The organism is Paenarthrobacter sp. 10N417, from assembly GCF_056394745.1.
In genome coordinates this window covers 1-24,293 of sequence record NZ_JBFTIL010000023.1, presented here as the reverse complement: position 1 = coordinate 24,293, position 24,293 = coordinate 1, and the positions used below count along the sequence as shown (strand labels likewise).

16 protein-coding genes are annotated in these 24,293 nt (G+C 63.5%); 3 read left to right on the top strand and 13 right to left on the bottom strand.

Translation table 11 applies throughout. The features are described 5' to 3' along the window. Window positions 1-66: 66 nt before the first annotated feature. The 5 genes from AC1DCM_RS22135 to nirB all read right to left on the bottom strand — a co-directional run bounded on the left by AC1DCM_RS22135 (window position 67) and on the right by nirB (window position 7,571). Complete coding sequence (locus AC1DCM_RS22135) at window positions 67-1,362, bottom strand: sugar ABC transporter substrate-binding protein (protein ID WP_477519741.1); 1,296 nt, start codon at window positions 1,360-1,362, stop codon at window positions 67-69. 140 nt (window positions 1,363-1,502) lie between these two features. Then, window positions 1,503-2,534: a LacI family DNA-binding transcriptional regulator gene (locus tag AC1DCM_RS22130; protein WP_477519740.1), complete on the bottom strand. Its 1,032-nt coding sequence runs from the start codon at window positions 2,532-2,534 to the stop codon at window positions 1,503-1,505. Between the two features lie 180 nt (window positions 2,535-2,714). Further along, window positions 2,715-3,872 (bottom strand): uroporphyrinogen-III synthase, encoded by a 1,158-nt coding sequence (locus AC1DCM_RS22125; RefSeq protein WP_477519739.1) that lies wholly within the window; start codon window positions 3,870-3,872, stop codon window positions 2,715-2,717. A 10-nt stretch (window positions 3,873-3,882) separates the two neighbouring features. Then, complete coding sequence (gene cobA / locus AC1DCM_RS22120) at window positions 3,883-4,917, bottom strand: uroporphyrinogen-III C-methyltransferase (protein ID WP_442006265.1); 1,035 nt, start codon at window positions 4,915-4,917, stop codon at window positions 3,883-3,885. An 8-nt stretch (window positions 4,918-4,925) separates the two neighbouring features. Next, the gene (nirB, locus tag AC1DCM_RS22115; protein ID WP_477519738.1) at window positions 4,926-7,571 is read right to left on the bottom strand and encodes a nitrite reductase large subunit NirB; all 2,646 of its coding nucleotides are present in this window, start codon (window positions 7,569-7,571) and stop codon (window positions 4,926-4,928) included. A gap of 282 nt (window positions 7,572-7,853) precedes the next feature. Between nirB and nirD the strand changes: the two genes are divergently transcribed. Next, on the top strand, window positions 7,854-8,222 hold the full coding sequence (gene nirD, locus AC1DCM_RS22110; protein ID WP_477519737.1) for a nitrite reductase small subunit NirD: 369 nt from the start codon (window positions 7,854-7,856) through the stop codon (window positions 8,220-8,222). 21 nt (window positions 8,223-8,243) lie between these two features. Here nirD and AC1DCM_RS22105 read toward each other — a convergent pair whose 3' ends face one another. From AC1DCM_RS22105 to AC1DCM_RS22090, 4 genes are all read right to left on the bottom strand, one after another. Beyond that, window positions 8,244-9,989: a phospho-sugar mutase gene (locus tag AC1DCM_RS22105; RefSeq protein WP_477519736.1), complete on the bottom strand. Its 1,746-nt coding sequence runs from the start codon at window positions 9,987-9,989 to the stop codon at window positions 8,244-8,246. A gap of 100 nt (window positions 9,990-10,089) precedes the next feature. Further along, window positions 10,090-11,745, bottom strand: a complete 1,656-nt coding sequence (locus AC1DCM_RS22100) for a glycoside hydrolase family 32 protein (protein ID WP_477519735.1) — start codon at window positions 11,743-11,745, stop codon at window positions 10,090-10,092. A 93-nt stretch (window positions 11,746-11,838) separates the two neighbouring features. Next, window positions 11,839-13,440, bottom strand: coding sequence for a glycoside hydrolase family 68 protein (locus AC1DCM_RS22095; protein WP_442006260.1), 1,602 nt, complete (start codon window positions 13,438-13,440; stop codon window positions 11,839-11,841). A gap of 452 nt (window positions 13,441-13,892) precedes the next feature. Then, window positions 13,893-14,693, bottom strand: a complete 801-nt coding sequence (locus AC1DCM_RS22090; protein ID WP_442016810.1) for a purine-nucleoside phosphorylase — start codon at window positions 14,691-14,693, stop codon at window positions 13,893-13,895. 131 nt (window positions 14,694-14,824) lie between these two features. Between AC1DCM_RS22090 and AC1DCM_RS22085 the strand changes: the two genes are divergently transcribed. Further along, on the top strand, window positions 14,825-16,234 hold the full coding sequence (locus AC1DCM_RS22085; protein ID WP_477519734.1) for an NAD(P)H-quinone dehydrogenase: 1,410 nt from the start codon (window positions 14,825-14,827) through the stop codon (window positions 16,232-16,234). A gap of 100 nt (window positions 16,235-16,334) precedes the next feature. Here AC1DCM_RS22085 and AC1DCM_RS22080 read toward each other — a convergent pair whose 3' ends face one another. The 4 genes from AC1DCM_RS22080 to AC1DCM_RS22065 form a co-directional block, all read right to left on the bottom strand. Beyond that, window positions 16,335-17,084 (bottom strand): MBL fold metallo-hydrolase, encoded by a 750-nt coding sequence (locus AC1DCM_RS22080; protein ID WP_477519733.1) that lies wholly within the window; start codon window positions 17,082-17,084, stop codon window positions 16,335-16,337. Window positions 17,085-17,190: 106 nt separating this feature from the next. Further along, complete coding sequence (locus tag AC1DCM_RS22075) at window positions 17,191-18,753, bottom strand: FAD-dependent oxidoreductase (protein ID WP_477519732.1); 1,563 nt, start codon at window positions 18,751-18,753, stop codon at window positions 17,191-17,193. Continuing rightward, entirely contained in the window at window positions 18,750-20,993 is a 2,244-nt protein-coding gene (locus AC1DCM_RS22070; RefSeq protein WP_477519731.1) for a molybdopterin oxidoreductase family protein, read from the bottom strand. Before AC1DCM_RS22070 ends, AC1DCM_RS22075 begins: the two co-directional genes overlap by 4 nt. Further along, a complete protein-coding gene (locus tag AC1DCM_RS22065; protein WP_442006354.1) occupies window positions 20,994-22,406 on the bottom strand; it encodes an MFS transporter in 1,413 nt (470 codons plus the stop codon). A 294-nt stretch (window positions 22,407-22,700) separates the two neighbouring features. Here AC1DCM_RS22065 and AC1DCM_RS22060 point away from each other — a divergent pair, with 294 nt between their 5' ends. After that, the gene (locus AC1DCM_RS22060) at window positions 22,701-24,110 is read left to right on the top strand and encodes an MFS transporter (RefSeq protein ID WP_477519730.1); all 1,410 of its coding nucleotides are present in this window, start codon (window positions 22,701-22,703) and stop codon (window positions 24,108-24,110) included. Window positions 24,111-24,293 lie beyond the last annotated feature (183 nt).

Genomic DNA, 24,293 nt, shown 5'->3' with positions numbered 1-24,293 from the left:
TGGGGCCGGAGGTCCGACGACGACGGCAGGTGAGTGCCGCCGTCGCCGTTCCGTTCGGCTCGCCGGCTAGTTCTTGTAGCCGCCGTTGGACTTGATGTTGGCGTCGATCGCCTTGACCGCCTTGTCCAGGGCCGGCTTGGGATCCGCGCCGGCCAGGATGTCCTGGACAGCCTTGCCGTATTCGGTGGCGATGAACGGGTAAGCCGGGGTTTCAGGCCGCAATACGGCGTACTCGCGGGAGAACTCCATGAAGATACGGTTGGCACCGCCCTCGGCGAACGCTGGAATCAGGGCGGCGGCTTCATTGGTGGCGGGGATGCCTCCCGTTGCCTTGATAACAGAAGCCACGTTTTCCGGCTTCAAGGAATAGGACAGGTAGTCCATGGCGGCATCCATGTTGTTGCAGCCGCTGGTGACGCCCCACTGCCAGGAAGCTCCGCCGATCTTGGGACCGTTGCCCAGGTCCACGCTGGGCATGACCACCAGCTCGTCTCCCAGGGCGGCCCGGGCCTTGTCGCCTGCCCAGGAACCGGTGTAGAGGAGGCCGCTCTTGTTGTTCAGGAAGTCCTGGGTGGAATCTTTCCCGCTCTTGGTCGCCATGAAGCCCTGATCCGCCAGCCCGCGGAACCACTTGGCCCATTCGACGGCTTTGTCGCCATTAAGGGCTCCGTCAGCCGACTGGTAATCCTGGCGGTTGATCAGGTCTCCGCCGAAGGACTGCAGGAACGGCGAGTACGCATAGGGCAGCCATTCGCCCGTTCCGGCAGTACCCATGTCCAACGGGTAATCCCATTTACCCAGTGCCTTGAGTTTGGTCAACGCGTCCTGGAACTCGTCCTTTGTCCATGGCTTCTCAAGGGTGGCGACCCGGACGCCCGCCGCAGCGAGATCGGATTTGCGGGCAAACATGGACAAGGCGACGTCGCCGTACCCAACCGCATAGGTCTCGCCCTGCCACTTGGCAACGGTGCTGGGGAGGTTCTTGGAAAGGTCCGCGGACAGCTTCAGCGGCGCCAGGTACTTGGCCCATGCCCAGTTGGGAACGTTGGGTCCGTCAATGTCCACGATGCAGGGAAGTTTTCCGGATGACGCGGCCCCAACGACGGAATCGTTGTAGGACTCCTGCGGGAAAGCCTGCACCTTGATTTGCGCCTTGGCGCCGCTGCTTTTGTTATAGGAGTCCACGATCGCCTGGGTTGCCGCCAGTTCCTCCGGGTTTCCGGCGGCGTGCGTCCACATGGTGATCTCTTTGGGGCTGTCGCTTGTGGACGAGGAGCTGCCCTTGCTGCAGGCGCCCAGGCTGCCGACGAGGGCCGCCGCAGCTATGCTGGTTGCCAGGATCCGTGTGAATCGTGTGTTCATGATTCTCAATCTTTCTGCTGTTTTTGGGTGTGGATGATTGACCCGGGTCCTTCGGGGCGCAGCCGCTGCAACGGCTGCGTCCCTTTCTTTGTGGAATCCGGTGTTGTGACGTCGTGTTTTGACGTGGTCTTTCGCGTGGGTTAGTGGTTGACGTCAGGGGGCGGTGCCACCGAGCCCCGTTCGATGACGGGGCAGACGAGTTTTTTCTGCCCCGGCGGCGTGCCGGGCTTTTCAATGTCGTCCAGGAGCCGGGTAACTGCCCAGCACCCCATCTCGTAGTGCGGAAGGGCAACCGTGGTCAGCCCCGGCCACAACGAGTCTGCGATGAGTTCGAGGTTGTCCATTCCCACCACAGAGAGGTCTTCCGGGATGCGGAGGCCTGCTGCGGAAGCTGATTGGTAGGCGCCCATGGCCATGCGGTCGTTGAAGCAGAACAGGGCAGTGGGCCGATCAGCTAAGGACAGCAGTTGTGCCGCTGCTTGCCTGCCGCCCACAGTGTCCGAGAGCGCAGAGGCGACGAGCCGGGGATCTTCCGGCAGCCCGTTCCGCATGAGGGCGTTTCGGTAGCCCTCCAACCGTCCGTGCGTGGCCGGGATGTCGTCAATGTTGTTGATCATCCCGATCCTCGTATGCCCCGCAGCAGCCAGGATTTCCACCGCACTTTCTGCGGCTGCGATTTCATCCGGGACCACTGAGGAGATTGAACTGTCAGCGGAGGCCGCGTCCAGCAGCACGGTAGGGACTTCGTAAAGTTCTTCCGGAACCGTGACGCCCTGGTGATACATCCGGGCGTAAATGATCCCGTCCACCTGGTGTTGCTGGAGGGTTTGGATTTCATGTTTCTCAAGATCGTTGTCGAGCCCCGAATTGAGCACCATCAGCAGGTAGCCACGCTGATAGGCGGTTTCCTGGGCGCCGCGGATCATGGCCCCGGCAAAGGGTGTGGTGGTGATTTGATCACTGACGAGACCGATGATCTGCGAACGCTGGTTCCGCAGTCCGCTCGCCAGGCGATTGGGGGCGTAGCCCAAGTCCTTGGCCACTGCCCGTACGTGTTCTTGCGTTTTGCGATTCACGCGATCGCTGGTGGCGTCGTTGAGTGCATGGGACACCGTGGTGATTGAAACGCCGGCAGCCTTCGCCACTTCGCGGATACCTACCCTCGTCGTCATCGACAGTCCTTTGCAAAACGTTTTGGATGTTGTTTGGATCACATTACCTAAAACGTTTTGCAGCTGTCAAGGACAATGTCTCTGCCACACGACAAGGCCACGACTACAGCGCAGATACGGTCAACAGTGAAAAGCACCGCGACGTCCTGGACATCACGGTGCTTTTCTTGGGGGACGAACCTAAGCCCGCAGCCGATACCCGCGCTTCACCACGGTTTCCACGAGCTTGCCGTCCGGAAGCGAGGAACGCAGCCGGCTGACGGTCATGTCCAGGGCATGCACGGAACCGCGGAGGTCCAAAAGGTCCGAGAGCGCTTCACGGGACAGCACCGCACCACCGGCGCCGAGCAGGGCCCGGAGCAGCAGGAGCGGAGCTGGCGCAAGGTCAATCACTTCGCCGTTGATCCGAAGGCAGCGCCCGCGAAGTTCGATAGTGGCGCTCTTGGTTTCCAGGCGGCGCACATGGTTCAAGGACAGGTGCTCCGTCACCAGGCGAATCAGTGCGCCCATGCGGTAACGGTCGGGAATGAGGGGCGTCAGACCGGCGTCGACCAGTGGCTGTGCGGTGACGGGCCCAACGGCGGCAACCGTCACGGGCCCTTTGAGCGCTTCAATAAGCTGGCGGTACAGCCCCATCTCGTGCGCGGTGCTCCACATTGCGTCCACTGCAGGGGCGCTGGTGAAGGTGAGGACGTCAAGGTTGCCGTTGCAGACGGCCTCGATCAGGCGCGGCAGTTTGTCCTCGCCGTCTGGCTTGACCCAACGGTAGGGCGTCACCGTCAGGACCCTGGCGCCGGACATCCGCAGCCGCTCCAGTTGGCGCACGTCGGTGTAGCCGTGCAGCTGCACCGCAACGGTCTTGCCCCGGACGCCTTCCACCAGGAGCATGTCCACGAGTGTCGCTGTGGTTTCGTCACTGCTGATTCCGACGTCGGCAAGCCCGGCCGCGCGGACGGCACCGCGGGCCTTGGGTCCCCGAACGAACATGCGGCAGGCCGAAAGTGTTTCCAGGAGTTGCTCGCCGATGCCGAAGGAGTCTGCTGCCTCGCACCAGCGGCGCATGCCGTAGGCCGTGGTGGCGATGCAGATATCCGGCTTCGCGGCGATGATGGTGCGGGTGTCCTCGATGAGGACCATGTCCTCCTGCACGGGCGCGATCTTCAAGGCCGGAGCATGGAGCACGCTCGCACCACGGCGTTCCAGGGCCTCGATGAGGTCCCTGGAACGGCGATGCGAGGTGACGCCGATGCGGAACCCGTCCAGCGGCGCTTCGGTAGCTTCTGAAACGTCCGTGGCGGTTGTGACGTCTTGGATTTCAAAGGCACGTGCAACAGTCATTGATTTACTTTCAGGCTTCAAGGAGCGAAGCCGCGAGTCGGCTCAGTTCAGCGGATGCTTCGGCATGATTACGGTTGGCTTCAGCCACCCGGACCACCTCGCCTATGACCAGCACGGCCGGGTTGCTGCAGCCGGTGGCTGCCGTTTCGATCGTACCCAGATCGGCGATGGTAGTGCGCTGGCCCGGGCGGTAGCCGCGCTCCACCACGGCCATCGGCATGTCGGATTCCATGCCCGCACGGCGCAGGCCGGCGGCAAGCTGCGGGAGGGTTCCGATGCCCATGAGGACAACGATCGTGCCGCCGAGTCCTGCCAGGTGCGTGTGTTCCTTCTCCGTCAGGGGGGCGTGTCCGGAAACCACGGTGAACATGTGGCTGACCTCGCGGTGCGTTACCGGAATCCCGGCTGCGGCCGGAACGGAGATGGCGCTGGTGACCCCGGAGATCACGCGGACAGGAACGCCAGCGGCAACACAGGCGGCCACTTCCTCGCCGCCGCGGCCAAAGACGTAAGGGTCGCCGCCCTTGAGCCGGACCACATTCTTGCCCAAGAGGGCAGCTTCCACCATGAGTTTCTCAATGTCACGCTGCGTGACCTTGTGGTGCCCGGGCTGCTTTCCAACGTCCACCAACTCGCCGGACGTCAGGTCGGCCAGCTCCTGGTACGGGGCCAAGCGATCGTAAAACACGACGTCGGCATCGCGCAGGGCGTCCACCGCGCCAACCGTGAGGAGATCCAAGGCGCCAGGTCCGCCTCCCACCAGGGTTACATGGCCCTCGTTGCCTGGTGCGGGCTCGAAGGCAACCGGAATCCCGGCGCCGCCGCAGCGTTCCACCAACGGCTCCCAGCCCGTGTCGCCGTCGTCCACCACTGCTACCAGGAACGGACGCTCGGGCAGCGGACCGTCGCCGGGTGCGCCGGCAGGCGTGCTGAGACGGAACACCTTGGCCCCGGCAGCCTGGTAGCGGCGAACCGCTTGGCGGGCGGCCTTTTCGGATCCCGTGACGAGGACTTCGCGGCCTGTGAGATCAATGGTGAGCTGCATGGGTACCCCTAGTTCTCTGCGCCGACGCGTTCTGCGCCGACAGTTTCGCGGCGGACCGGGATGGTGGAGGCGATGAGCACGCCGCCCTTTTCCTCGTTCGTCGCGGGACGGATCTGGCCGCGCTCCGGAACGAAGGAGATGGACTCGTCCTTCTGGTTGGGGGCGTTGACGAAGGAACGGAAACGGCGGAGGCGCTCCGGGTCCTTCAAGGTCTCAGCCCACTCGTCCTCGTAGGTGTCGATGTGCTTTGCCATGGCGGCTTCAAGCTCTTCGGCGATGCCCAGGGAGTCGTGTACCACTACTTCCTCGACGTGCTTGATGCCGCCGTCGAGCTCTTCCTGCCAACGCGCCGTGCGCTGCAGGCGGTCGGCGGTACGGATGTAGTACATGAGGTAGCGGTCGATGTACTTCAGCAGTGTTTCGTCATCCAGGTCCTTGGCGAGCAACTGGGCGTGTGCCGGGGTGGCTCCACCGTTGCCGCCCACGTACAAGTTCCAGCCATCAGCCGTGGCGATGACACCGACGTCCTTGCCGCGGGCCTCTGCACACTCGCGGGCACAACCGGAGACACCCATCTTCAGCTTGTGCGGGCTGCGCAGGCCCCGGTACCGCAGTTCCAAGGCGATGGCCATGGCCACGGAATCCTGGACGCCGAAACGGCACCACGTGGATCCGACGCAGGACTTCACCGTGCGCAGGCTCTTGCCGTACGCCTGGCCGGACTCGAAGCCGGCGTCAACCAGTTCCTTCCAGATGTCCGGCAGCTGCTCCAGGCGGGCACCGAACATATCGATGCGCTGGCCACCGGTGATCTTGGTGTACAGGTTGTACTTTTCGGCGACCGCTGCAATGACACCGAGTCCCTTCGGGGTGATTTCACCACCGGCGATACGCGGAACCACCGAGTACGTGCCGTCCTTCTGCATGTTCGCCAAGGCACGGTCGTTGGTGTCCTGCAGGGAACCACGGCCGGCATCCAGGACGTAAGCGGAGTGCTGGCTGGCCAGGATGGAGGCGATGGTCGGCTTGCAGATATCGCAACCGGCACCAGTGCCGTACTTGGCCATGATCTCCTCGAAGGAGGTGAGTTCCAGGACGCGGATGGCATCGAACAACTCCTGGCGGGACAGGCTGATGTGCTCGCAGAGGGCCTTGGAAACCTCGATGCCGGACTTCTTCAGTTCGCCTTCGAGGAGCTTCTTCAACATGGGTACACAGGAACCACACTGGGTGCCGGCACGCGTGCAGCCCTTGAGCTCGCCGAGTTCCTGAACCGGAGCGTTGCCCTCGCAGGCACCGCAACCGTTGACGGTGTCGCGAATGGTTCCGGCGGACACGTTGTTGCAGGAGCACAGGATTGCATCATCCGGAAGTTCGGTTTCCGGTGCCTCGCCGCCACCGGCAGCGCTCAGGAAGGCGCCGGGTTCGGCGGGCAGTTCGCGTCCCAGCAGCGGGCGCAGGCTCATGTAAGGGGAAGCGTCGCCGACGAAGATGCCGCCCAGGAGGGTCTTGGCATCGTCAGTGGTGACGATCTTCTGGTAGACGCCGCGGGCGGGGTCCGCATAGACGATTTCGAGCGAGTGCTCGGTGCGGGCGAAGGCGTCACCGAAGCTCGCGACATCCACCCCGGACAACTTCAGTTTCGTGGCGGTATCGAATCCCGGGAACGTTGCCGCACCGCCGTGCAGGCGGTCCGCCACGATCTCGGCCATCGTGTTTGCCGGGGCAACGAGGCCCAGGCACATGCCCTCGAAGTTGGCCACTTCACCGATGGCCCAGATACCGTCCACCTCTGTGGCGCAGTAGTCGTTGATGACCACGCCGCCACGCTGGCCAAGCGAGAAGAGCTGCTCTTCACCCTCTGCGGCGCGGAAGAGTTCATCCCGGGGCCGTACGCCGATGGCTACGATCACCATATCTGCGTCGATGGTGCGGCCGTCGGCCATGAGGACTCCGGTGACCTGGCCGTCGTCGTCGGACAACACCTCGGAAGGGAAGACGCCGCTGTGCACTTCGAAGCCCTTGGCCTTGATCAGGCGGCCCATCGCCTGGCCGGCGCCTTCATCCAGCTGGGTGGCCATAAGCCACTGCGAGCCGTCGATGACGATCGGGTTGGCGCCCAGCTGCTCCGTGCCGGCCGCTGACTCAAGGCCGAGGAGGCCTCCACCAATCGTGACTGCGTTGACCTTGCGGCCAAGCTTTTCCGTGAGCTCGGCGATGGCCTTGTTAATGGCCCAGACGTCTTCAAGCGTGCGGTAAACGTGAGTGAGCTCGTTGCCGGGAATGGGCAGGCGGGCAGCGTTTGAACCAGAAGCGACCACCAGGTGGTCGTATTCGTACTTGTTCCCTGCGGCCGTGAGGACGCTCTTGGCGGCGACATCGATCTTGACGGCGCGCTCGCCGGTCTTCAGCGTCAATGCCTCGTGGTCCCACATGGACGCCTCGCCCAACGTGAGGTCAACGTCCATTTCCGTCAATGCCTTGCTCAACGCAACGCGGTCGTAGGGGAGGTGGGCTTCTTCGGTGAGCACCGTAACCTGCCAGCCTTCAAGACCGCGGTTGTACATTGCGTCGGCGAAACGGTGGGCCGCAGGGCCGCCTCCGACGACAACGATGCGGCGCGGGTTCTCTGTACTTGAAGTGTGTCCGGTCACTGGTGGGCCTTTCGCAGATGTTGCAGACGGATCTCCGCAACTTGTGCTTCCAGCCTAGGGACGGGCAGTTTCGCTTCAGTTTCCCTTTTGTTTCGTGATCTTAACTTCTGCATCACGAACGCATTTCGCGGGGTGTGAGGTCTCTTTTACGCACCGGACACAAATGCGGACCCCCGATGAAACACCCGCGCCCTAGCTTTGAAGAGTGGCCGCAAGCGTGGCCCGGTCCGGGGGAGTGAAGGTGGAAATTGCCAGCGCCCGGACACAGTGAGAGGGGCTGAAATGACCGTAATTCTGGACCGTGCCGACGAACTGACTACTACCGCCGTTGGCGAATGGCACCGTGTGTGTCCGGTGGACGAACTCGAAGTGGCCTGGGGCGAAGCGGCACTCATCGAGGACCGGCAGGTAGCGTTGTTCCGCATCGCACCCGGCGAAGTCTTCGCCGTCGCACAGCAGGACCCGGCTACCCTGGCCAACGTCATGGCCCGCGGCATTATCGGGTCCCGCGGCAGCCGGCCGACCATTGCGTCGCCGCTGCACAAAGAGGTTTACGACCTCGAAACCGGTGAGTGCTTCACCGATCCAGACCTCAAGCTCGCAACCTTTGCCACCCGCCTTGTGGATGGCTACATCGAGGTAGAACTCTAAGAACCCGCCAGACTCCGGCGGCTACAAGCCCAACGCTTCGCGGACATCCCGAAGGACATCGTCCAGGGATGTCCGCGCTGCTTGGCGTGCAGCGGGAAGCTCTGCCGCCGACTCCACGGCCTGGATGACCTCCAGGTAACACTTGAGCTTTGGTTCCGTGCCGCTGGGCCGGATGATCACGCGGCTCTGGTCCCGCGTGAGGTACAAAAGCCCGTCCGTGGGCGGCAAGGATTCGCTGCCTTCGGCAAGATCGGTGAAAATCTCGACGCCGGAGCCTCCAAACGCTTCCGGCGGGTTGACCCGCAAGCGGTTCATCATGGCATCCAGGAGCCCGAGGTCCGCCACCCTGATGCTCAACTGGTCACTGGCGTGCAGCCCGTACACCAGGTACAGCTCATCCAAGGTGTCGAAGATCGTCTTGCCCTCAGCCTTTGCGGTTGCCGCCAATTCCGCGATCAACACTGCCGCTGAGATGCCATCCTTGTCCCGGACCAGATCCGGCGCCACGCAGTATCCCAGCGCTTCCTCGTACCCATAGGTGAGTCCCGGAACGCGCGAAATCCACTTGAAGCCCGTGAGTGTTTCCTCATGTGCGTAGCCTGCTGCAGCCGCAATGCGTGACAACAGCCGCGAGGACACTATCGAGTTGGCGAAGACGCCTGCCCGGGGTTCTTCACCGGCGCCGGCAGCCATGCGCGCAACGATGTGTGCGCCCAGGAGTGCACCAACTTCGTCCCCGCGCAGCATCCGCCAAGCCCCGGTTGCGGGGTCAACCGCAGCAACTGCGGCCCGATCGGCGTCGGGATCGTTGGCCAGGACGATGTCGGCACCCAGGTCCGCCGCGGCCGCAAGCGCCAAGTCCAGGGCGCCGGGCTCTTCCGGATTAGGAAATGCGACCGTGGGGAAATCGGGGTCAGGTTCGGCCTGCTCGGCGACGAGGGTGACGTCCGTGAAGCCCGCCGCGTTCAGCACGGATACGGCCGTTTCGCCGCCGACACCATGCATGGGGGTAAGGACGATCTTCAGGTCCCGCGAGGGGAAGTGCTCTGCATCCACCAGACCTGCCATCGCCGCTTCATAATCCGTGGCAATGGAGCTGGGAAGTACTGTCCAGCCAGCCGCGGCCAGGTCGATCGACGCCAGGGTGCCCACGTCCGCAATCTTTTCCGCAATCTGGGCATCGTACGGGGCCACGATCTGCGAACCCCTGCCGCTCTCAGTCACGGCGTGCCGGCCAAGATAAACCTTGTAGCCGTTGTCCTGCGGCGGATTGTGGCTCGCGGTGACCATCACGCCGCCATCGCAATCCAGCGCCCTGACCGCATAGGCGAGCAACGGCGTCGGGAGCGCTGCAGGCATGAGGAAGGTCTCGATGCCAGCCGCAGTGAAGATCGCAGCCGTCTCTTCCGCGAAAATGTCCGAGTTATACCTGGCGTCAAAGCCGACGACGACGCGGGGCCGGGTACCCGGCGCAGCTGCAGCGACCACTTCGGTCAGGAAAGCAGCCAAGCCAGACGCTGCCCGGCGCACCACCACCCTGTTCATCCGGTTGGGACCTGGGCCGAGAGCCGCTCGGAGGCCGGCAGTGCCAAACTGCAGGGTGCCGTTAAAGCTGTCGCCCAATTCCTGGACTGCTCCTGCGTCACCGCCGCTGGCGAGGTCGGTGAGCTCAAGGAGAGCGGCCGACGTCGTGGGGTCCGGATCGTGGGAAGCCCATTCGCGGGCGTCGGTGAGCAGCTGGTTAAGGGCGGCATCGCTTGATGTCATAGGGACAAAACTATCCTCATTGCCCACGTCAAAGGCAACGCGGGGTCAGATATGGCCCATAAATCCAGTCGCAATGGGCCATATCTGACCCCGCGTTGCTTTAGAGGGCGCGGGATCGGACGGTGAAGTCCGTGTTCCCATCCATGCTGAACACAGAGGATCCCGTGTTGTCCCAGTCCGGGAAGAAGATGTCCGAAATGACTGCAGCCCCATCCTGGGCGAAGACCTCCACGGACGAGGAATCCAGGAGGATGCGGAGGCGGACCTTGCTGTCGCTGCCGGAGGAGGGCAGGGCAACCTCGTGGTAGGGGCTGAATTTCTCGGAGAAGTTGCTGGTCCCGGCTTTGGAACGGTCAACCCTGACGGTGCGCTTTTCCTTGTTGTAGGAGATACGCAGGCCAGCGCTGCCGTCAGCGGATCGACGAAGGAGAATTCCTGCTTCCCGAGCCGAGGCAAGGTCCATTTCGAGTTCAATGAGCTGCGTACGACGGGCGAAATCACTGCCAAGATCCTGCACGTCCGGCCCGACGGTGAGGTTTTTGCTCTTCACCTCACCTCCGGCATGTTCGAGTGCTTCCCTCGCCACGCCGGCAATGGCCGATCGCAGTTCGAACCGCTTCTGGCCCCGCACCAGGGTGAGCTCGCGGGGGATTGCCATGGATCCGCGCCAGGGCGTGGTGGGAACGTGTTGGGCGTAGTCCCAATTGCCCATCCAGCCAAGGAGCACGGGCTTGCCGCCGGGCGCTCCGGAGATCGAGTTTGCCGCATAGTAGTCGGCGCCATGGTCCAGCCACTGGGATTCCGTGAGCGGGGCATCCGCGGGCGCGGCGTTCTCGGCCGTGAAACGGGTGCCGTCAAATTCGCCGACGAAGTACTGCATGCCTGAGCCACCCGCGATGCCACCGGGGTTGATGCTCAGCAGCATGACCCACTTCTTCGCGGTGGAGTCCTCTACGTCCATCTGGATGAGTTCCGGCACCTCCCAGAGTCCGCCCTGGGCGCCGACTCCGGAGAAATCACTGAGGAAGTCCCAGTGGAGAAGGTCCGTGGATTTGAACATCTTCACTACCTGCGCGTCCGCCACGACAGTGGTCATCACCCAGTATCGGCCGGGCTCGTACCAAGTGATCTTGGGGTCGCGGAAGTTGTTGTTGGTGGGCGCCAGGTTCAGGACAGGGTTGCCCTTGTACTTCTGCCAGGTGCTGCCGTTGTCCAGGCTGAAGGCTACGGATTGCGCCTGCGCACCTTGTGGGAGCACGCCGTTCTTTCCGTAGGCACTGGTGTAGAGGGCAACCATGGGCGGGTTCTGCGCGGACCCCAGTCCGGACGCGTTGTTCTTATCCATCACGATCGAACCGGAGAAGATTTCCTCCTGCGGGCTCGCCTCCATGGCAACAGGCTGCTGTTCCCAGTGCACCAGGTCCGTGCTGGTGGAGTGGCCCCAGGACATGTTGCCCCACGAGTTCCCGCGCGGGTTGTACTGGTAGAAGGCGTGGTAGGTCCCGTCGTGGTAGACGAGGCCGTTGGGATCGTTGAGCCAGTTCTTTTCAGCCGTCAGGTGGGCTGCGGGCCGCCACGGATCCGAAACGGATGGCCGGTGGCCGCCCGGGATGGGGGCCGACGTCGGGCTTTCCGTTGCCAGGCCGGGGCTTTCCGGTGCAGGAGCAGTGCAGGCGGCAGCAGAAAAGGCGACCACGACGGCGGCACTTGCGGCCAGCAGGTTACGGCGGGACAGGCGGGGATTGGGGTAAGTCATGGGGAGAGATCCTGGGGTTGGGGAGTGGCAGGGGTGCCGGCCCTTGTGGAGCCTGCACCCCTGCCGTGGCCTAACGGCCGGGGGTGTTGCGGCCTACTTGTAGAGTCCTTCGCCGCCAACGCGGACGTTGGTGGGCAGGTAGCCGAACGGACCAAGGCCGTTCTTGCCGAAGCTGCGGTCAACCTGCGTCACGCCACCCTGGAAGTTCATCTTCACGGTGGGGGACAGGGAGCCGCCGCGGACGCCGCCCACGTTGTCGATAAACGACTGGACGAGGCCACCGGGCTGTACGTAGTGCGAGTAAGCCTGGAACTGACGACCATTCTGGCGGGGGTCCGGACCCTCCGGCGCGTTGGCCGGCATGTTCAGGTCCGTGGGGGAGCCCAGGGCCAGGCCGCTGTTGTTCACCGGCTGGAAGTCCGAGCGAACGCCGTTGCCGACGAAGCCGTAGACGCCGTCCGGGCCACGCATGCCATCGGCGTAGGTGAACTGGTGGCTGATGGTGAACAGGTAGTACTTGTTCTTGCCGTTTTCGTTCTGGATGAAGATCTGCGGACGCTCAGTTTGGTCGTTGACGCAGTTGGCGGACAGGATCGGGGGCAGGAAGCTCCACTTGGTGAGGTCCTTGTTGTCGGCCACAGCCAGGCCCACGTTGGCGGTCTGGTACCAGGCACCTGTGGTGGTGTTGACCTGGTTCAGGCTCTCGGCGTGGGGATCGCCCGCTTGGTAGCCGAGGTCTTCCTGCTTGCACTTGTAATCGCCGCGCGTGCCGCCGGTGTTGCCTTCGAAGACCATGAAGGTCTTGCCCGGGTGGGCGGGGTCCGCGAAGGTGTACGGGTCACGGAAAGCGAAGCCCGGGTTCTGGGCCTTGTTCTGGTACATCTTTCCGTCCGGCTCCAGCAGCTTGGTGTGCTCGAAGCCATCGAAGGTCACGCCGTCCTGGTTGGCGTGGATGTTGCCCAGTGCCTTCGCAATGACAGCATCCGGAGCGATGCCGCCGCCGCCTGCGTTGCGCTCAGCAACGTCGTAGAACGTGGTGGCCGTGTAGAAGACGTTGATCTTGTTGCCCTGCATGAGGCGCGTGGAGCCGGACCATTCCGTGTTGCCGATGGACGTGTTGTCCAGGAACAGGTGTCCGCCGTAGTTCCACTTGTCCTTGGCAGGATCAGCGTTGGTCTTGCGGAAGAAGTACCCGATCCGGGCGTTCCAGTGGCGCTGGTCGAAGCCGTAGCCGGCGTGCCGGTCAGCTACCAGGGAGAAGATGACGTCCCAGCCCTTGTAGCTGATCTGGTTCGCGTTCTCGTCCGTCAGGGACCAGGTGTCCCAAACCCAGACGTCGTCGTTCATGGCGGGGAAGTCCTTGGGGATTTCCGGCATGGTGACGTCGGGGCTCATGGAGTTCTGGCCCGGAGCAACGTTGGTGTTGCTCTGTGCCATGATCTGCTTGGCGTCCGCACGGGTCCATTTGGACGTGAAGTCGGCGGCGGGGTCGTACGCCTCCTGCGTGTGGACGGAGGGCAGTGGGAAGCCGGGCGTGGGTGCCGGCATGGTGCTCGACGGCGGGTCAGCCGGCAGGTTGGCCTGCGCAGCCGGCGTCACCAGCAGGATGCTTCCGGCCACGCTGGCTGCGGCTGCGAGGGCGGCTGCCTGTCGCAGACGGCGGCGCGGCCGTTGAAGGGTTGAGTGCGTGTTCATGCTTGCTCTTCTCGCGGAGTGTTGGACTTCGTGGAGTGGGGCGCATGCCCTGATCCCCCGGGAGGGGGCTCGCTACTACAGCGTCCGCTCGATCCGCTGATGGCGTCTTCGAGGGACGCCATCGTTTCGAGGTGCGGCGAACCCCTTGCAGGGTTCTCGCCGCGGCGGCTCCGGCACGTCGACTTACCGGAACGACTCCCACGCTAGACGGGCTTCGCGGGACAAATCAAAGCACGTTTCAGAGGCCAAAACGGATTGTCAGACATCTGTGTGCAAGCGCTTACATTTCTCAACGCGTGCGCGTGCCACAACTCCGCGACGGAATCAATTGTTTCGTTATAAATCAGATTTAATCTGAGAATTTGCTGTGTGTTTACTTTTGAAATGGTTCAAGTCACACAGACGATGGAGGCCTACTGGCGGTAATGGAGGGGATTGTTGGAGGTTGGCCTTCAGAGCTTCGCGATGATTTCCGCAAGCAGTTTGGAGATACGCTTGCCTGCCGCTTGGCCGGCCTCGAGGACTTCGGCGTGGCTCAGCGGAACCGGGCTGATACCCGCGGCGAGGTTGGTGACCAGCGAGATGCCGAAGACCTCCATGCCTGCATGGCGTCCGGCGATGGCTTCCAACGCCGTAGACATTCCCACGAGGTCCGCTCCGATGCGCTTGGCGTACTGGACCTCGGCCGGTGTCTCGTAGTGAGGACCGCTGAACTGGGCGTAGACACCTTCCTGCAGTGACGGATCAACTTCGCGGGCCAGTTGCCGGACACGTGAGGAGTAGAGGTCCGTGAGGTCCACGAACGTTGCGCCCTCAAGCGGGGACGTGGCGGTCAGGTTGATGTGGTCGCTGATGAGTACAGGCGTGCCCGGGGTCCAATCCTCATTAAGGCCACCGCAGCCATTGGTGAGGACCAGCGTCTTGCAACCTGCGGCTGCGGCGGTGCGAACGCCGTGGACGACGGAGCGGACACCCTTGCCTTCGTAGTAGTGCGTCCTGGCTCCGAGGACCAGGGCGCGCTTGCCTTCCTTGGTCAGGACGGAGCGAATGGTTCCCACATGGCCCACAACTGAAGGTTGGTGGAAGCCGGGAACCTCGGAGGCATTCAGCGTGGCCGTAGTTTCACCAATGAGATCCGCAGCTTCGGCCCAACCGGAACCGAGTACCAAGGCAACGTCGTGGGACTCAACGCCGGTCTCTGCGGCAATGAAGTCCGCGGCGGCCCGGGCAGCTTCGAAAGGGTCTGTGTTCATCAGCTCAGTGTTACTCACTGGTACAAGCTACCTTGCGTGTGCGGCAATTTGGTAGGGACGCCTTTTCGACACCCGTGGGTGAGGCTTGGCTGACTGGCAGCCTGCGCTGCAATGAGCGAGAATTGAGGATTGTGACCACCCAAGTTGACTTCAGTTCCCCCCGTATCGCGATTCTGGGAGGTGGTCCCGGAGGATATGAAGCCGCCATGGTGGCCGCTTCCCTTGGCGCAAAAGTCACCATCATCGAGCGGGCAGGCCTTGGCGGCTCCGCCGTGCTGACCGACGTCGTGCCTTCCAAAACCCTTATTGCCACCGCCGACCTCATGACCCGCGTCGGTGAGGCGGACGAGTTGGGCGTCAAGTTCGACGGCGACGGCGGCGGCTCCAAGCCCCGCGCCGACCTGAAGCACATCAACAACCGCGTCCTGGAGCTGGCCCGTGGACAGTCCCACGACATCCGCGCGGGGCTGGAGCGCCTCGGCGTGGAGATCGTGATCGGTTCCGGCAAATTGCTGGACAACAACACGATTGAGGTCCTGACCCTTGAAGGCGTCCGCACCATCGACGCCGATGCCATCCTGCTGGCGGTGGGCGCACACCCGCGCGAGCTCCCCACTGCCAAGCCCGACGGCGAACGCATCCTCAACTGGGCCCAGATCTACAACCTGGACGAGCTGCCCGAGGAACTGATCGTGGTGGGCTCCGGTGTCACCGGCGCCGAATTCGCCTCCGCCTACAACGGCCTCGGCTCCAAGGTCACCCTGATTTCCAGCCGCGACCAGGTCCTCCCCGGTGAGGACACGGACGCCGCCAAACTGCTGGAAGGCGTCTTCGAGCGCCGCGGCGTGCGCGTGTTGTCCCGGTCGCGGGCCAACGCGGTTGAGCGGACGGACGACGGAGTGAAGGTCACCTTGGGCGATGGATCGGTGGTCACCGGCTCGCATTGCCTGGTGTGCGTTGGTTCCATCCCCAACACGGCCGGAATCGGGCTTGAGGAAGCAGGGGTGACCTTGACGGAGTCCGGGCACATCAAGGTGGATGGTGTCTCGCGCACCACTGCCCCCAACATTTACGCAGCCGGCGACTGCACGGGAGTGTTCGCGCTGGCGTCCGTGGCCGCCATGCAGGGCCGCATCGCGGTTGCACACTTCATGGGTGATGGCGTGAAGCCGCTCAAGCTCAACCAGGTGGCGTCGAACATCTTCACGTCCCCGGAAATCGCCTCCGTGGGTGTTTCCGAGGCCGATCTCGCCTCCGGCAAGTACCAGGGCGACGTCGTGATGCTCTCGCTGCTGAGCAATGCCCGCGCCAAGATGCGCAACACCAAGGATGGCTTCGTCAAGATCATCGCCCGCAAGGGATCCGGCACCGTGATTGGGGGCGTGGTGGTGGGACCGAACGCTTCCGAACTCATCTTCCCGATCTCCGTGGCCGTCACGCAGAAACTGCACGTTGACGACGTCGCCAGTGCTTTCACGGTGTACCCGTCACTGACTGGGTCCATCTCGGAGGCAGCGCGCCGCTTGCACGTGCACATGTAGCTTCTTGCTCCTGTGGCGCCCGTTTCGATGGCTTGCTGCGGATTCGATGGTTGGAAACGTCGAATGCGCAGCGAGCCATCGAAACGGGCGTTTCTGTTTCCTACGTTTGGAGGCTCGCGATGGCTTCGGCGAGGGGCAGGTGCAACGCAGGACCGTGGCCCGGCAGGATCACGTTGGCTTGGACGCTGCTCAAGGAGCGTGCCGCTGCGAGGGCGGTCTCCGGATTCGAGTGGTACATCCGGTGCAGCATCTGGGGCCCGGATTTTGTGCTGATCGGGTGGCCACTGGCAAATGTGTCACCTACGGCGATGGCCTGCGCCCCGGGGATCAGTAGAGCAACATTGCCTGGGGTGTGACCGGGCAAGAGGATCGCTTCTGGTTGGCCAGGCAGGCTCCGGAGCCTGTTCTCGTCCCACGGCTCGGCGCGGGTTGCGGGCTCCGCCTGGAGGGCTTTCGCTTTGATGACATGGAGCAACCAGCGGAAAACGCGGGGACGCCAAGCCCTCACCAGCACCTGGCCGAACGTGACCTGGTGCTTCTCCTTGCCCTGAACGTGGGCAAGTTCCTCGGGGGAACACAGGATGGGCGTGCCGAACGTCCGCGAGAAGTACGCCGCGGAGCCCGTGTGGTCCACATGGCCGTGCGTGATGAGCATGGCTTTGGCATTGGCGGGATCCAGCCCCAGTTGGCGGATGGACTCGAGGACCAGGTCACGGTCGGCGGGGTATCCGCCGTCGATCAGTAGGAAGGCAGGCCCGTCCGCGGAGGCCGGGGCATCCCGGAGAATGACCCAGTTGGACGCAGGTCCTTCAACAAAGTGGACGCCGGGCGCGGGTTCGGAGATCTTCACCCCGAAAGTCTAGAAGCCCCGGCAACGAATACGCGGGAAGCGTGCGAGCACGCAGGGAAACTTCCCACGAACCCGCAGCTTTCCCGCGAACCGGGCGAACTACCACTCAGGCGGCAGCCGCTTGGAAGTGCTTCTCGATGAGCCCCTTGATATCCTCGTGGCATCCGCCGCACCCTGTGCCCGCGCGGGTGGCCTTCGAGACCTCCCCAACAGTGCTGCAACCCTCCAGCACGGAATCCTCAATGCTTGCCGCGCTGACGCCTGCACAGCGGCACACAGTGCGCTGGGGATCGTTGCTCGTGGCGCCGGCATCCAACTGGTCAGGGCCGTCCAGGCGAAGCAGCAGGGAACGGTCCGCTGGCAGCTCCGAGGAACGTTCGAAAAGGACCACGAGTTCAGCGGCAGTCCGGGGCATGCCCACGGCCACCAAACCCTCCAGCACTCCACCGCGCGTGGTCATCTTGACGTAGCGGCCGTGCTCGGGGTCGGCCCACTGGGAGATCTGGCGGCGTGCCCGGCCAGAAGTGGCCCCGGCTTCCAGAAGCTCTTCGTCCCATGGATCGGCTTGGTTATCGCCGGCAACAGCCAGGTTGATGCCCCGTGCTTTCAGGACCACGACGCCGGGCTTTTCCGTGGGCAGGGCTTCAAGCGCATCCGCGGCTTCCTGGCCGTCTTGTGCCAGAACCACGAGGTATTCAGCCAGCCATTCGGCCTGACGCCAGCCGGGGCCTATTAAGCCAGAGGGGCCGGTGGCGGTCCGGCAATCGAGGCAGGAAGCGTCAGGGCAGCGGACCTCGGCACAATCGCCGATCGCGAACATATGTGGCTCGTGGTAGGTCCGGAGATGGTGGTCCACCAGTATTCCGGCCGCAACAGGAAGGCCACACCCCTCGGCCAGTTCGATCCTCGGGCGGACGCCGCAGGAGAGGACCAGCAGGTCGCCGTCGATCGCCGATCCGTCCTCCAGCAGGAGAGCAGAGAAAGATCCGCCGGGACCAGCGGTTTCCACACCTGTAGACCTTGCGTTCCCGGCCATTCGGACGCCGCCTGCACGGAGGCTGCTGGTCAGGACGGATCCGCTGCCGCGGTCAATGCTCCTGCCCAAAGGGAAGGGCCCGTTGTGGACCACCGTTGCCTGGGCGCCTTCCTCCGCGGCTGCGAGGGCGGTTTCCAGGCCAAGCACGCCACCGCCCAGGACCACCACGCGTTTGCCGCCGGCTACGGCTTCACGGAGCACGGCAGCATCGCGAAGATCGCGCAGGGCGGTGACTCCGGCCGGGAGAACGGGGCCCGCCGGATCAGGGTTCAAGCCGGTGAGATTGGGGATGACCGGCCGGGAGCCGGTGGCAAACACCAAGCGGTCGTAGTGTTCGTTGGTGCCGTCGGAGAGAATCACGTGCTGGCGTGCGCGGTCAATCCTCTTGACCTTGACACCCAACCGGACGTCGACGCCGTCGGCCTCCAGTTCAGCAGCATCAGCCATGGCCAGGGCCTCAGGAGTGGTCCGTCCGACGCCGAGTTCGGCCACCATGACGCGGTTGTATGCGGCCTCAGCTTCCTGGCCGACCACCAGCAGTTGCACGAGTCCTGTGCGGACCGCGGGAAGCAGTTCGTCCACCAGTCGCGCAGCAACCGGGCCGAATCCAACAACAACAATGCGCTCGCTCATGATGCCTCCTTGGCGTGCAGGGGCAGCCCGGATCCGACAGGCACGGCGACTGGCGCCGCTGACACTGTGGTGGACGCTGCCCGCCGGACCCATACCCGGCTGGTCTTGAACTCCGGCATGCCGGAGATGGGATCGGTGACCGCCTCAGTGAGGCGGTTGGCGTTTTCCTGGCCCGGGAAGTGGAACGGGAGGAAGACAGTGTCAGGGCGGACCGAGTTGCTGAGTTCCGCCCGGCAGAGGACCTCACCGCGCTGATTGGTCACGGTGGCATAATCGCCGTCGGCAATGCCACGCGCTGCGGCCGTGCCAGGGTGGATCAGGAGCTTAGCCTGAGGTTGGGACGCCAGCAGCTCGCTCACGCGGCGCGTCTGGGCACCGGACTGATAGTGCTCCAGGAGGCGGCCAGTGGCGAGGGCCAGGGAGTCGTCCGCAAACGAACGTACAGCCCGCTTGGAAGGGGTAACTGGAACCATGACGGCGCGGCCATCAGCATGCGCGAACCCATCAGCGAAGAGGCGCGGCGTTCCCTGGCTGCCCACGGGGTACGGCCAGTAGGCAGCTTCGCCGCGATCCAGCATGGCGTAGTCGATACCGGAGTAGTCAGCCAGGCCACCGGCGGAAGCAAGCCTGAGCTCTTCGAACACTGTCTCGGGGTCATCACTGAACATGGACGGAGCCTCGAGCATTTCCGCGAGCCGTGCCATCAGCCACAGTTCGCTATGGACGCCCGGGGGAGGGGTGATTGCCTTGCGACGCCGGATGACGCGTCCTTCAAGGTTGGTCAGCGTCCCTTCTTCCTCGGCCCACTGCGTCACGGGCAGGACCAGATCGGCCTCGGCTGCGGTCTCGGACATGAAGAAGTCGCAGACCACCAGGAAGTCCAGGCTGCGGAGTCCTTTGGTTACCGCGTTGGTGTCCGGCGCCGAAACCACCACATTGGCGCCGTGCACGAAGAGGCAACGGACGCCGTCGGGCTTTCCGAGTGACTTGAGGAGTTCGACGGCGGGAAGGCCGGCTCCGGGGATCAGCGACTCGTCCACGCCCCAGACCTTGGCGACGTGGGCGCGCGCGGCGGGATCGGTGATTTTGCGGTAGCCGGGGAGCTGGTCGGCCTTCTGGCCGTGCTCACGGCCGCCCTGGCCGTTGCCCTGGCCGGTCAGCGTGCCATAGCCGCTGCGGGCCGAGCCGGGCAGGCCAAGGAGGAGGCTGAGGTTGATGGCAGCGGTTGCGGTGTCCGTACCATCCACGTGCTGTTCCACGCCGCGCCCGCTGAGGATGTAGCTGCCGCCGTTGCGGGCGCCTTGTGCCAGACGCCGGGCGGTCTCACGGATGAGGGTGGCCGGGACGCCGGTGATGGACTGGACGCGCTCGGGCCAGAAGGGGTTGAGGCTGCGAACCACGGAAGCATAGCCCTTGGTGTTTGCCTCGATGTAGCTGGTGTCGGCCAGGCCTTCGTGGACCACAACGTGGCTGAAGCCCAAAAGGAGGGCCAAATCTGTGCCGGGCGTTGGCTGCAAATGGATGCCGCCGCCGTCGCCCGTGAAAGCCGCTGTGGCCGAACGGCGGGGGTCCACCACGATCAGCCCGCCGGCGTCGCGCGCGCCCTGAAGGTGCTGGACGAACGGAGGCATGGTCTCGGCGACGTTCGAGCCGAGCATGAGGATCACGGAAGCGGAGTCCAGGTCAGTGACGGGGAAGGGGAGGCCGCGGTCCACGCCGAAGGCGCGGTTGCCTGCCGCTGCCGCCGAGGACATGCAGAAGCGGCCGTTGTAATCGATGCGTGAGGTGCGCAATGCCAGGCGGGCGAACTTGCCCAACATGTACGCCTTCTCGTTGGTGAGGCCGCCACCGCCGAAAACTCCGACGGCGTCGTTTCCGTGCTGCTTCTGGGTGTCCTTCACAGCGGCGGTGATCAGCATGAGGGCCTGGTCCCAGGAGATCGGCTGGTGGACGCCGTCGGATCCTTTGAGCATAGGTTCGGTGACGCGGCCGTTGTGACGCAACAACGACGCCGATGTCCAGCCTTTGCGGCACAGCCCGCCCCGGTTGGTGGGGAAGTCGCGCCCTGAAACTTCCAGGGGCACGGCACCTTCACCGGGTATTGCAGGTGTGGCAGGGCTTGCCGGTGCTGCGTCGGACGAGGGCGCGGGCGCTGCCCCGGCGGCCGAGGCAGCCGGGGTCAGCGTCATGGCGCACTGGAGCGCGCAGTAGGGGCAGTGGGTATCGGCGCCGTTGGGCATCTAGATGTGTCCGATCGTGTTGCGCTTCTGGGCGGGGCGGATGTAGCAGACCCAGCAGACGGCGAGCATCAGGACGTAGGCTCCAACAAATCCGTAGAACGCCGGGGTGTAGGAGCCGCTTGATGAGCTCGACGCGTTCAGCACCTGAGGGATCACGAATCCGCCGTAGGCACCGATCGCCGAGATCAGGCCCAGTGAGGAGGATGCCAACCGTGCCGTTGAGGCGCTGGGGGCGCCTGAGCGGGCTGCCCGGCTGGAGGTCGCGAAGATCACCGGGATCATTCGGTAGGTAGCGCCGTTACCGAAGCCGCTCGCCACGAAGAGCACCAGGAACAAGGTCAGGAACAACCAGAAGTTCTTCAGTGGCAGGGTCCAGATCATGGTCAGGGTGATGACAGCCATGGAGGCGAACGAAACGATGGTCATCCGGGCGCCGCCCATGCGGTCTGCCATGCGGCCACCGTAAGGACGGGCCAGCGAACCGACCAGCGGGCCGAGGAATGCCAGGGACAAGGCCACTGCACCGAGGTGGATGGAGGAGAAATCGGGGAAGTAGTCCTTGATCAGTTTCGGGAAGACGCCGGCGAAGCCGATGAACGAACCGAACGTTCCGATGTACAGGAAGGCCATGATCCACAGGTGCGGTTCTTTGAGGGCCGCTACGGATCCAGCCACATCACCCTTGGCGCTGGTGAGGTTGTTCATGTACTTCCAGGCACCGAATGCGGCGATCAGGATCAGCGGGATCCAGATGATGCCGGCCATCGGCAGGTTCACGGTTCCAGCTGCGAGCAGGGTGATGGCGATGGGAACCACAAGCTGCGCGACGGCGGCACCAAGGTTTCCGCCCGCGGCGTTCAGTCCCAGTGCCCAGCCCTTTTCGCGGGCCGGGTAGAAGAAGGTGATGTTGGCCATCGAGCTGGCGAAGTTGCCACCGCCGAAGCCGGCGAGGGCTGCAACCAGGAGCATGGCACCGAACGGGGTTTCCGGGTTGGAAACACAGATCGCCAGGCCGCTGGCGGGAATCAGGAGGAGCAGTGCCGAGACGATGGTCCAGTTGCGGCCACCGAACTTCGGCACCATGAAGGTGTAGGGGATTCGCAGCGTGGCGCCTACGAGGCTGGGGATGGAGATGAGCCAGAAGATCTGGTTGGTATCGAACTTGAAACCTGCTGCGGGGAGCTGGACGACAACGATCGACCAGAGCTGCCATACGACAAAGCCGAGGAATTCGGCGAAGATCGACCAGTACAGATTGCGCTTGGCGATGGACCGGCCTTCGGCTTCCCACTGGCCCTTGTCCTCGGCATCCCAGTTGGCGATCCAGCGGCCGGGGCGGTGTTCAAGGGTGGGAACGGCGGTAGCAGTGGACTGGGCGGGGGCCAGTTCTTCTGCAGTGCGGTCAACAGTCACGGAGTGCCTCCTTCGGGGGACGTTGTTCTTCCAAGGTAGGTTTCACGCGTTTCGCGGACCGTCGCCCTTTGTAAACGTGCTGTGACATTTCCCTATCGGCGGGGTCACCAGCGCGTGAGGGAATGGTGAGGTATTGTGGCCCGGACCACAGAATGAGACTTTTCCATCGGTCCGCATCGTGGACTTAGTTGTCCAGTCAATGGACTGCGGGAACTATTATTGAACTCTCGAATAATCCTTCGCCGGGCGGGCTCGCCAGGGGCATCGGCCGGTGTGAACGAAAGCTGCTACTACATGTCTTCCACAGCACCATCCAAGGAAGGTGAGTTCACTAAGCCAGTGAACTCACGGGGACGGGTGATTGTTGCCAGCCTTATTGGCACGACGATCGAGTTCTACGACTTCTACGTCTACGCCACGGCGGCTGTCCTCGTATTCCCCCGGTTGTTCTTCCCCAGCCTGAACGAGACCACCCAACTCCTGAGCTCCTTCGCTGTGTTTGGGGTCGCGTTCATCGCACGCCCTCTGGGCTCGATCATCTTTGGACACTTTGGTGACAAATTTGGACGCAAAGGCACCTTGGTTGCGTCCCTGCTGACCATGGGCATCGCAACCTTCCTGATTGGTTGCCTGCCCACTGCCGCCGTTCCCGGCTGGACCATTCTGGCCCCGGCTCTCCTGGTGGTCATGCGCTTTGCGCAAGGGCTTGCCCTGGGCGGGGAGTGGAGTGGTGCAGCACTGCTGGCCACCGAAAATGCGCCCGCCAACAAGCGCGCCATTTATGGAACGTTCCCGCAACTGGGCGCGCCCATCGGCTTCATCGTGGCCAACATCATCTTCCTGGTCTTCAACTACACCCTTTCCCCGGAAGCGTTCGAAGCCTGGGGCTGGCGGGTGCCATTCCTGCTCAGCGCCGTCATGGTGATCATTGGCCTGTACGTTCGCCTCAAACTCATCGAGACTCCTGCCTTTACCAAGGTGGTCGAGTCCAATGAGGTTGCCAAGTTGCCAATTGGCCGTGTCTTCAAGAGCAGCTGGCGTCAACTCATTCTCGGTACCTTCATCATGTTGGCCACGTACGTGCTCTTCTATCTGATGACCACCTTCACGCTGACTTACGGCACGAAACCGACGCTGGCGGGGGCGCAGGCTGCGGCTGAGAAGGCCGGAAAGCCTTTGTCGGAAGCGGCGGCCGCGGCGTTCGTTCCTGGCCTTGGCTACACGCGGAACGAGTTCCTGTGGATGCTCATTGCGGGCGTGGTGTTCTTCGGCATCTTCACCTTGGTGGCGGGCCCGCTCGCAGAAAAGTTCGGACGCCGCAAGACGCTCCTGGCAGTGACCGCGGGCATCTTCGTCTTTGGGTTGCTGTTCGTGCCGCTCTTTGGCGCAGGATTCGCAGGTGCCATGGCGCTGCTGATTATCGGCTTCACGCTGATGGGTCTGACATTCGGGCCCATGGGTGCTCTGCTGCCCGAACTGTTCCCCACGAACGTTCGGTATACGGGGTCGGCTGTCAGCTACAACGTCTCCAGCATCCTGGGTGCAGCCGTGGCCCCGTTCATTGCCGTGTGGCTGTGGGAAGTCGGAAAGGGCAGCACCGTCCTGGTGGGCGTCTACCTCAGCGCGATGGCTGTGCTGACACTTATTGCGCTCTTCATCTCCAAGGAAACCAAAGACATGGACTACGAGAACAACGTCGCCTGACCTTCGGGCATTAACGACGTCGGCCCCGCACCTTCTTGGGTTCTAGCGGTCGTTGCAACACCCAGAATTTTTGGGAGTTGCAACGACCGTGTCTCGTTTAAGCGGTACTTCGTCAGGTCCGAATCGGTCCGGCCATGACAAGAAGAAGGCGTTCTTCGAAGTTTTTGATCGTCTTAGGAGTAC

What these genes read in the sequence shown, in the direction of transcription:
- AC1DCM_RS22060 (WP_477519730.1), top strand. Translation starts at nt 22,701, where the DNA reads ATGTCTTCCACAGCACCATCCAAGGAAGGTGAGTTCACTAAGCCAGTG.
- AC1DCM_RS22125 (WP_477519739.1), bottom strand. Translation starts at nt 3,872, where the DNA reads ATGACTGTTGCACGTGCCTTTGAAATCCAAGACGTCACAACCGCCACG.
- AC1DCM_RS22075 (WP_477519732.1), bottom strand. Translation starts at nt 18,753, where the DNA reads ATGAGCGAGCGCATTGTTGTTGTTGGATTCGGCCCGGTTGCTGCGCGA.
- AC1DCM_RS22105 (WP_477519736.1), bottom strand. Translation starts at nt 9,989, where the DNA reads ATGACATCAAGCGATGCCGCCCTTAACCAGCTGCTCACCGACGCCCGC.
- AC1DCM_RS22100 (WP_477519735.1), bottom strand. Translation starts at nt 11,745, where the DNA reads ATGACTTACCCCAATCCCCGCCTGTCCCGCCGTAACCTGCTGGCCGCA.
- cobA (WP_442006265.1), bottom strand. Translation starts at nt 4,917, where the DNA reads ATGCAGCTCACCATTGATCTCACAGGCCGCGAAGTCCTCGTCACGGGA.
- AC1DCM_RS22135 (WP_477519741.1), bottom strand. Translation starts at nt 1,362, where the DNA reads ATGAACACACGATTCACACGGATCCTGGCAACCAGCATAGCTGCGGCG.
- AC1DCM_RS22095 (WP_442006260.1), bottom strand. Translation starts at nt 13,440, where the DNA reads ATGAACACGCACTCAACCCTTCAACGGCCGCGCCGCCGTCTGCGACAG.
- AC1DCM_RS22130 (WP_477519740.1), bottom strand. Translation starts at nt 2,534, where the DNA reads ATGACGACGAGGGTAGGTATCCGCGAAGTGGCGAAGGCTGCCGGCGTT.
- AC1DCM_RS22070 (WP_477519731.1), bottom strand. Translation starts at nt 20,993, where the DNA reads ATGCCCAACGGCGCCGATACCCACTGCCCCTACTGCGCGCTCCAGTGC.
- AC1DCM_RS22090 (WP_442016810.1), bottom strand. Translation starts at nt 14,693, where the DNA reads ATGAACACAGACCCTTTCGAAGCTGCCCGGGCCGCCGCGGACTTCATT.
- nirD (WP_477519737.1), top strand. Translation starts at nt 7,854, where the DNA reads ATGACCGTAATTCTGGACCGTGCCGACGAACTGACTACTACCGCCGTT.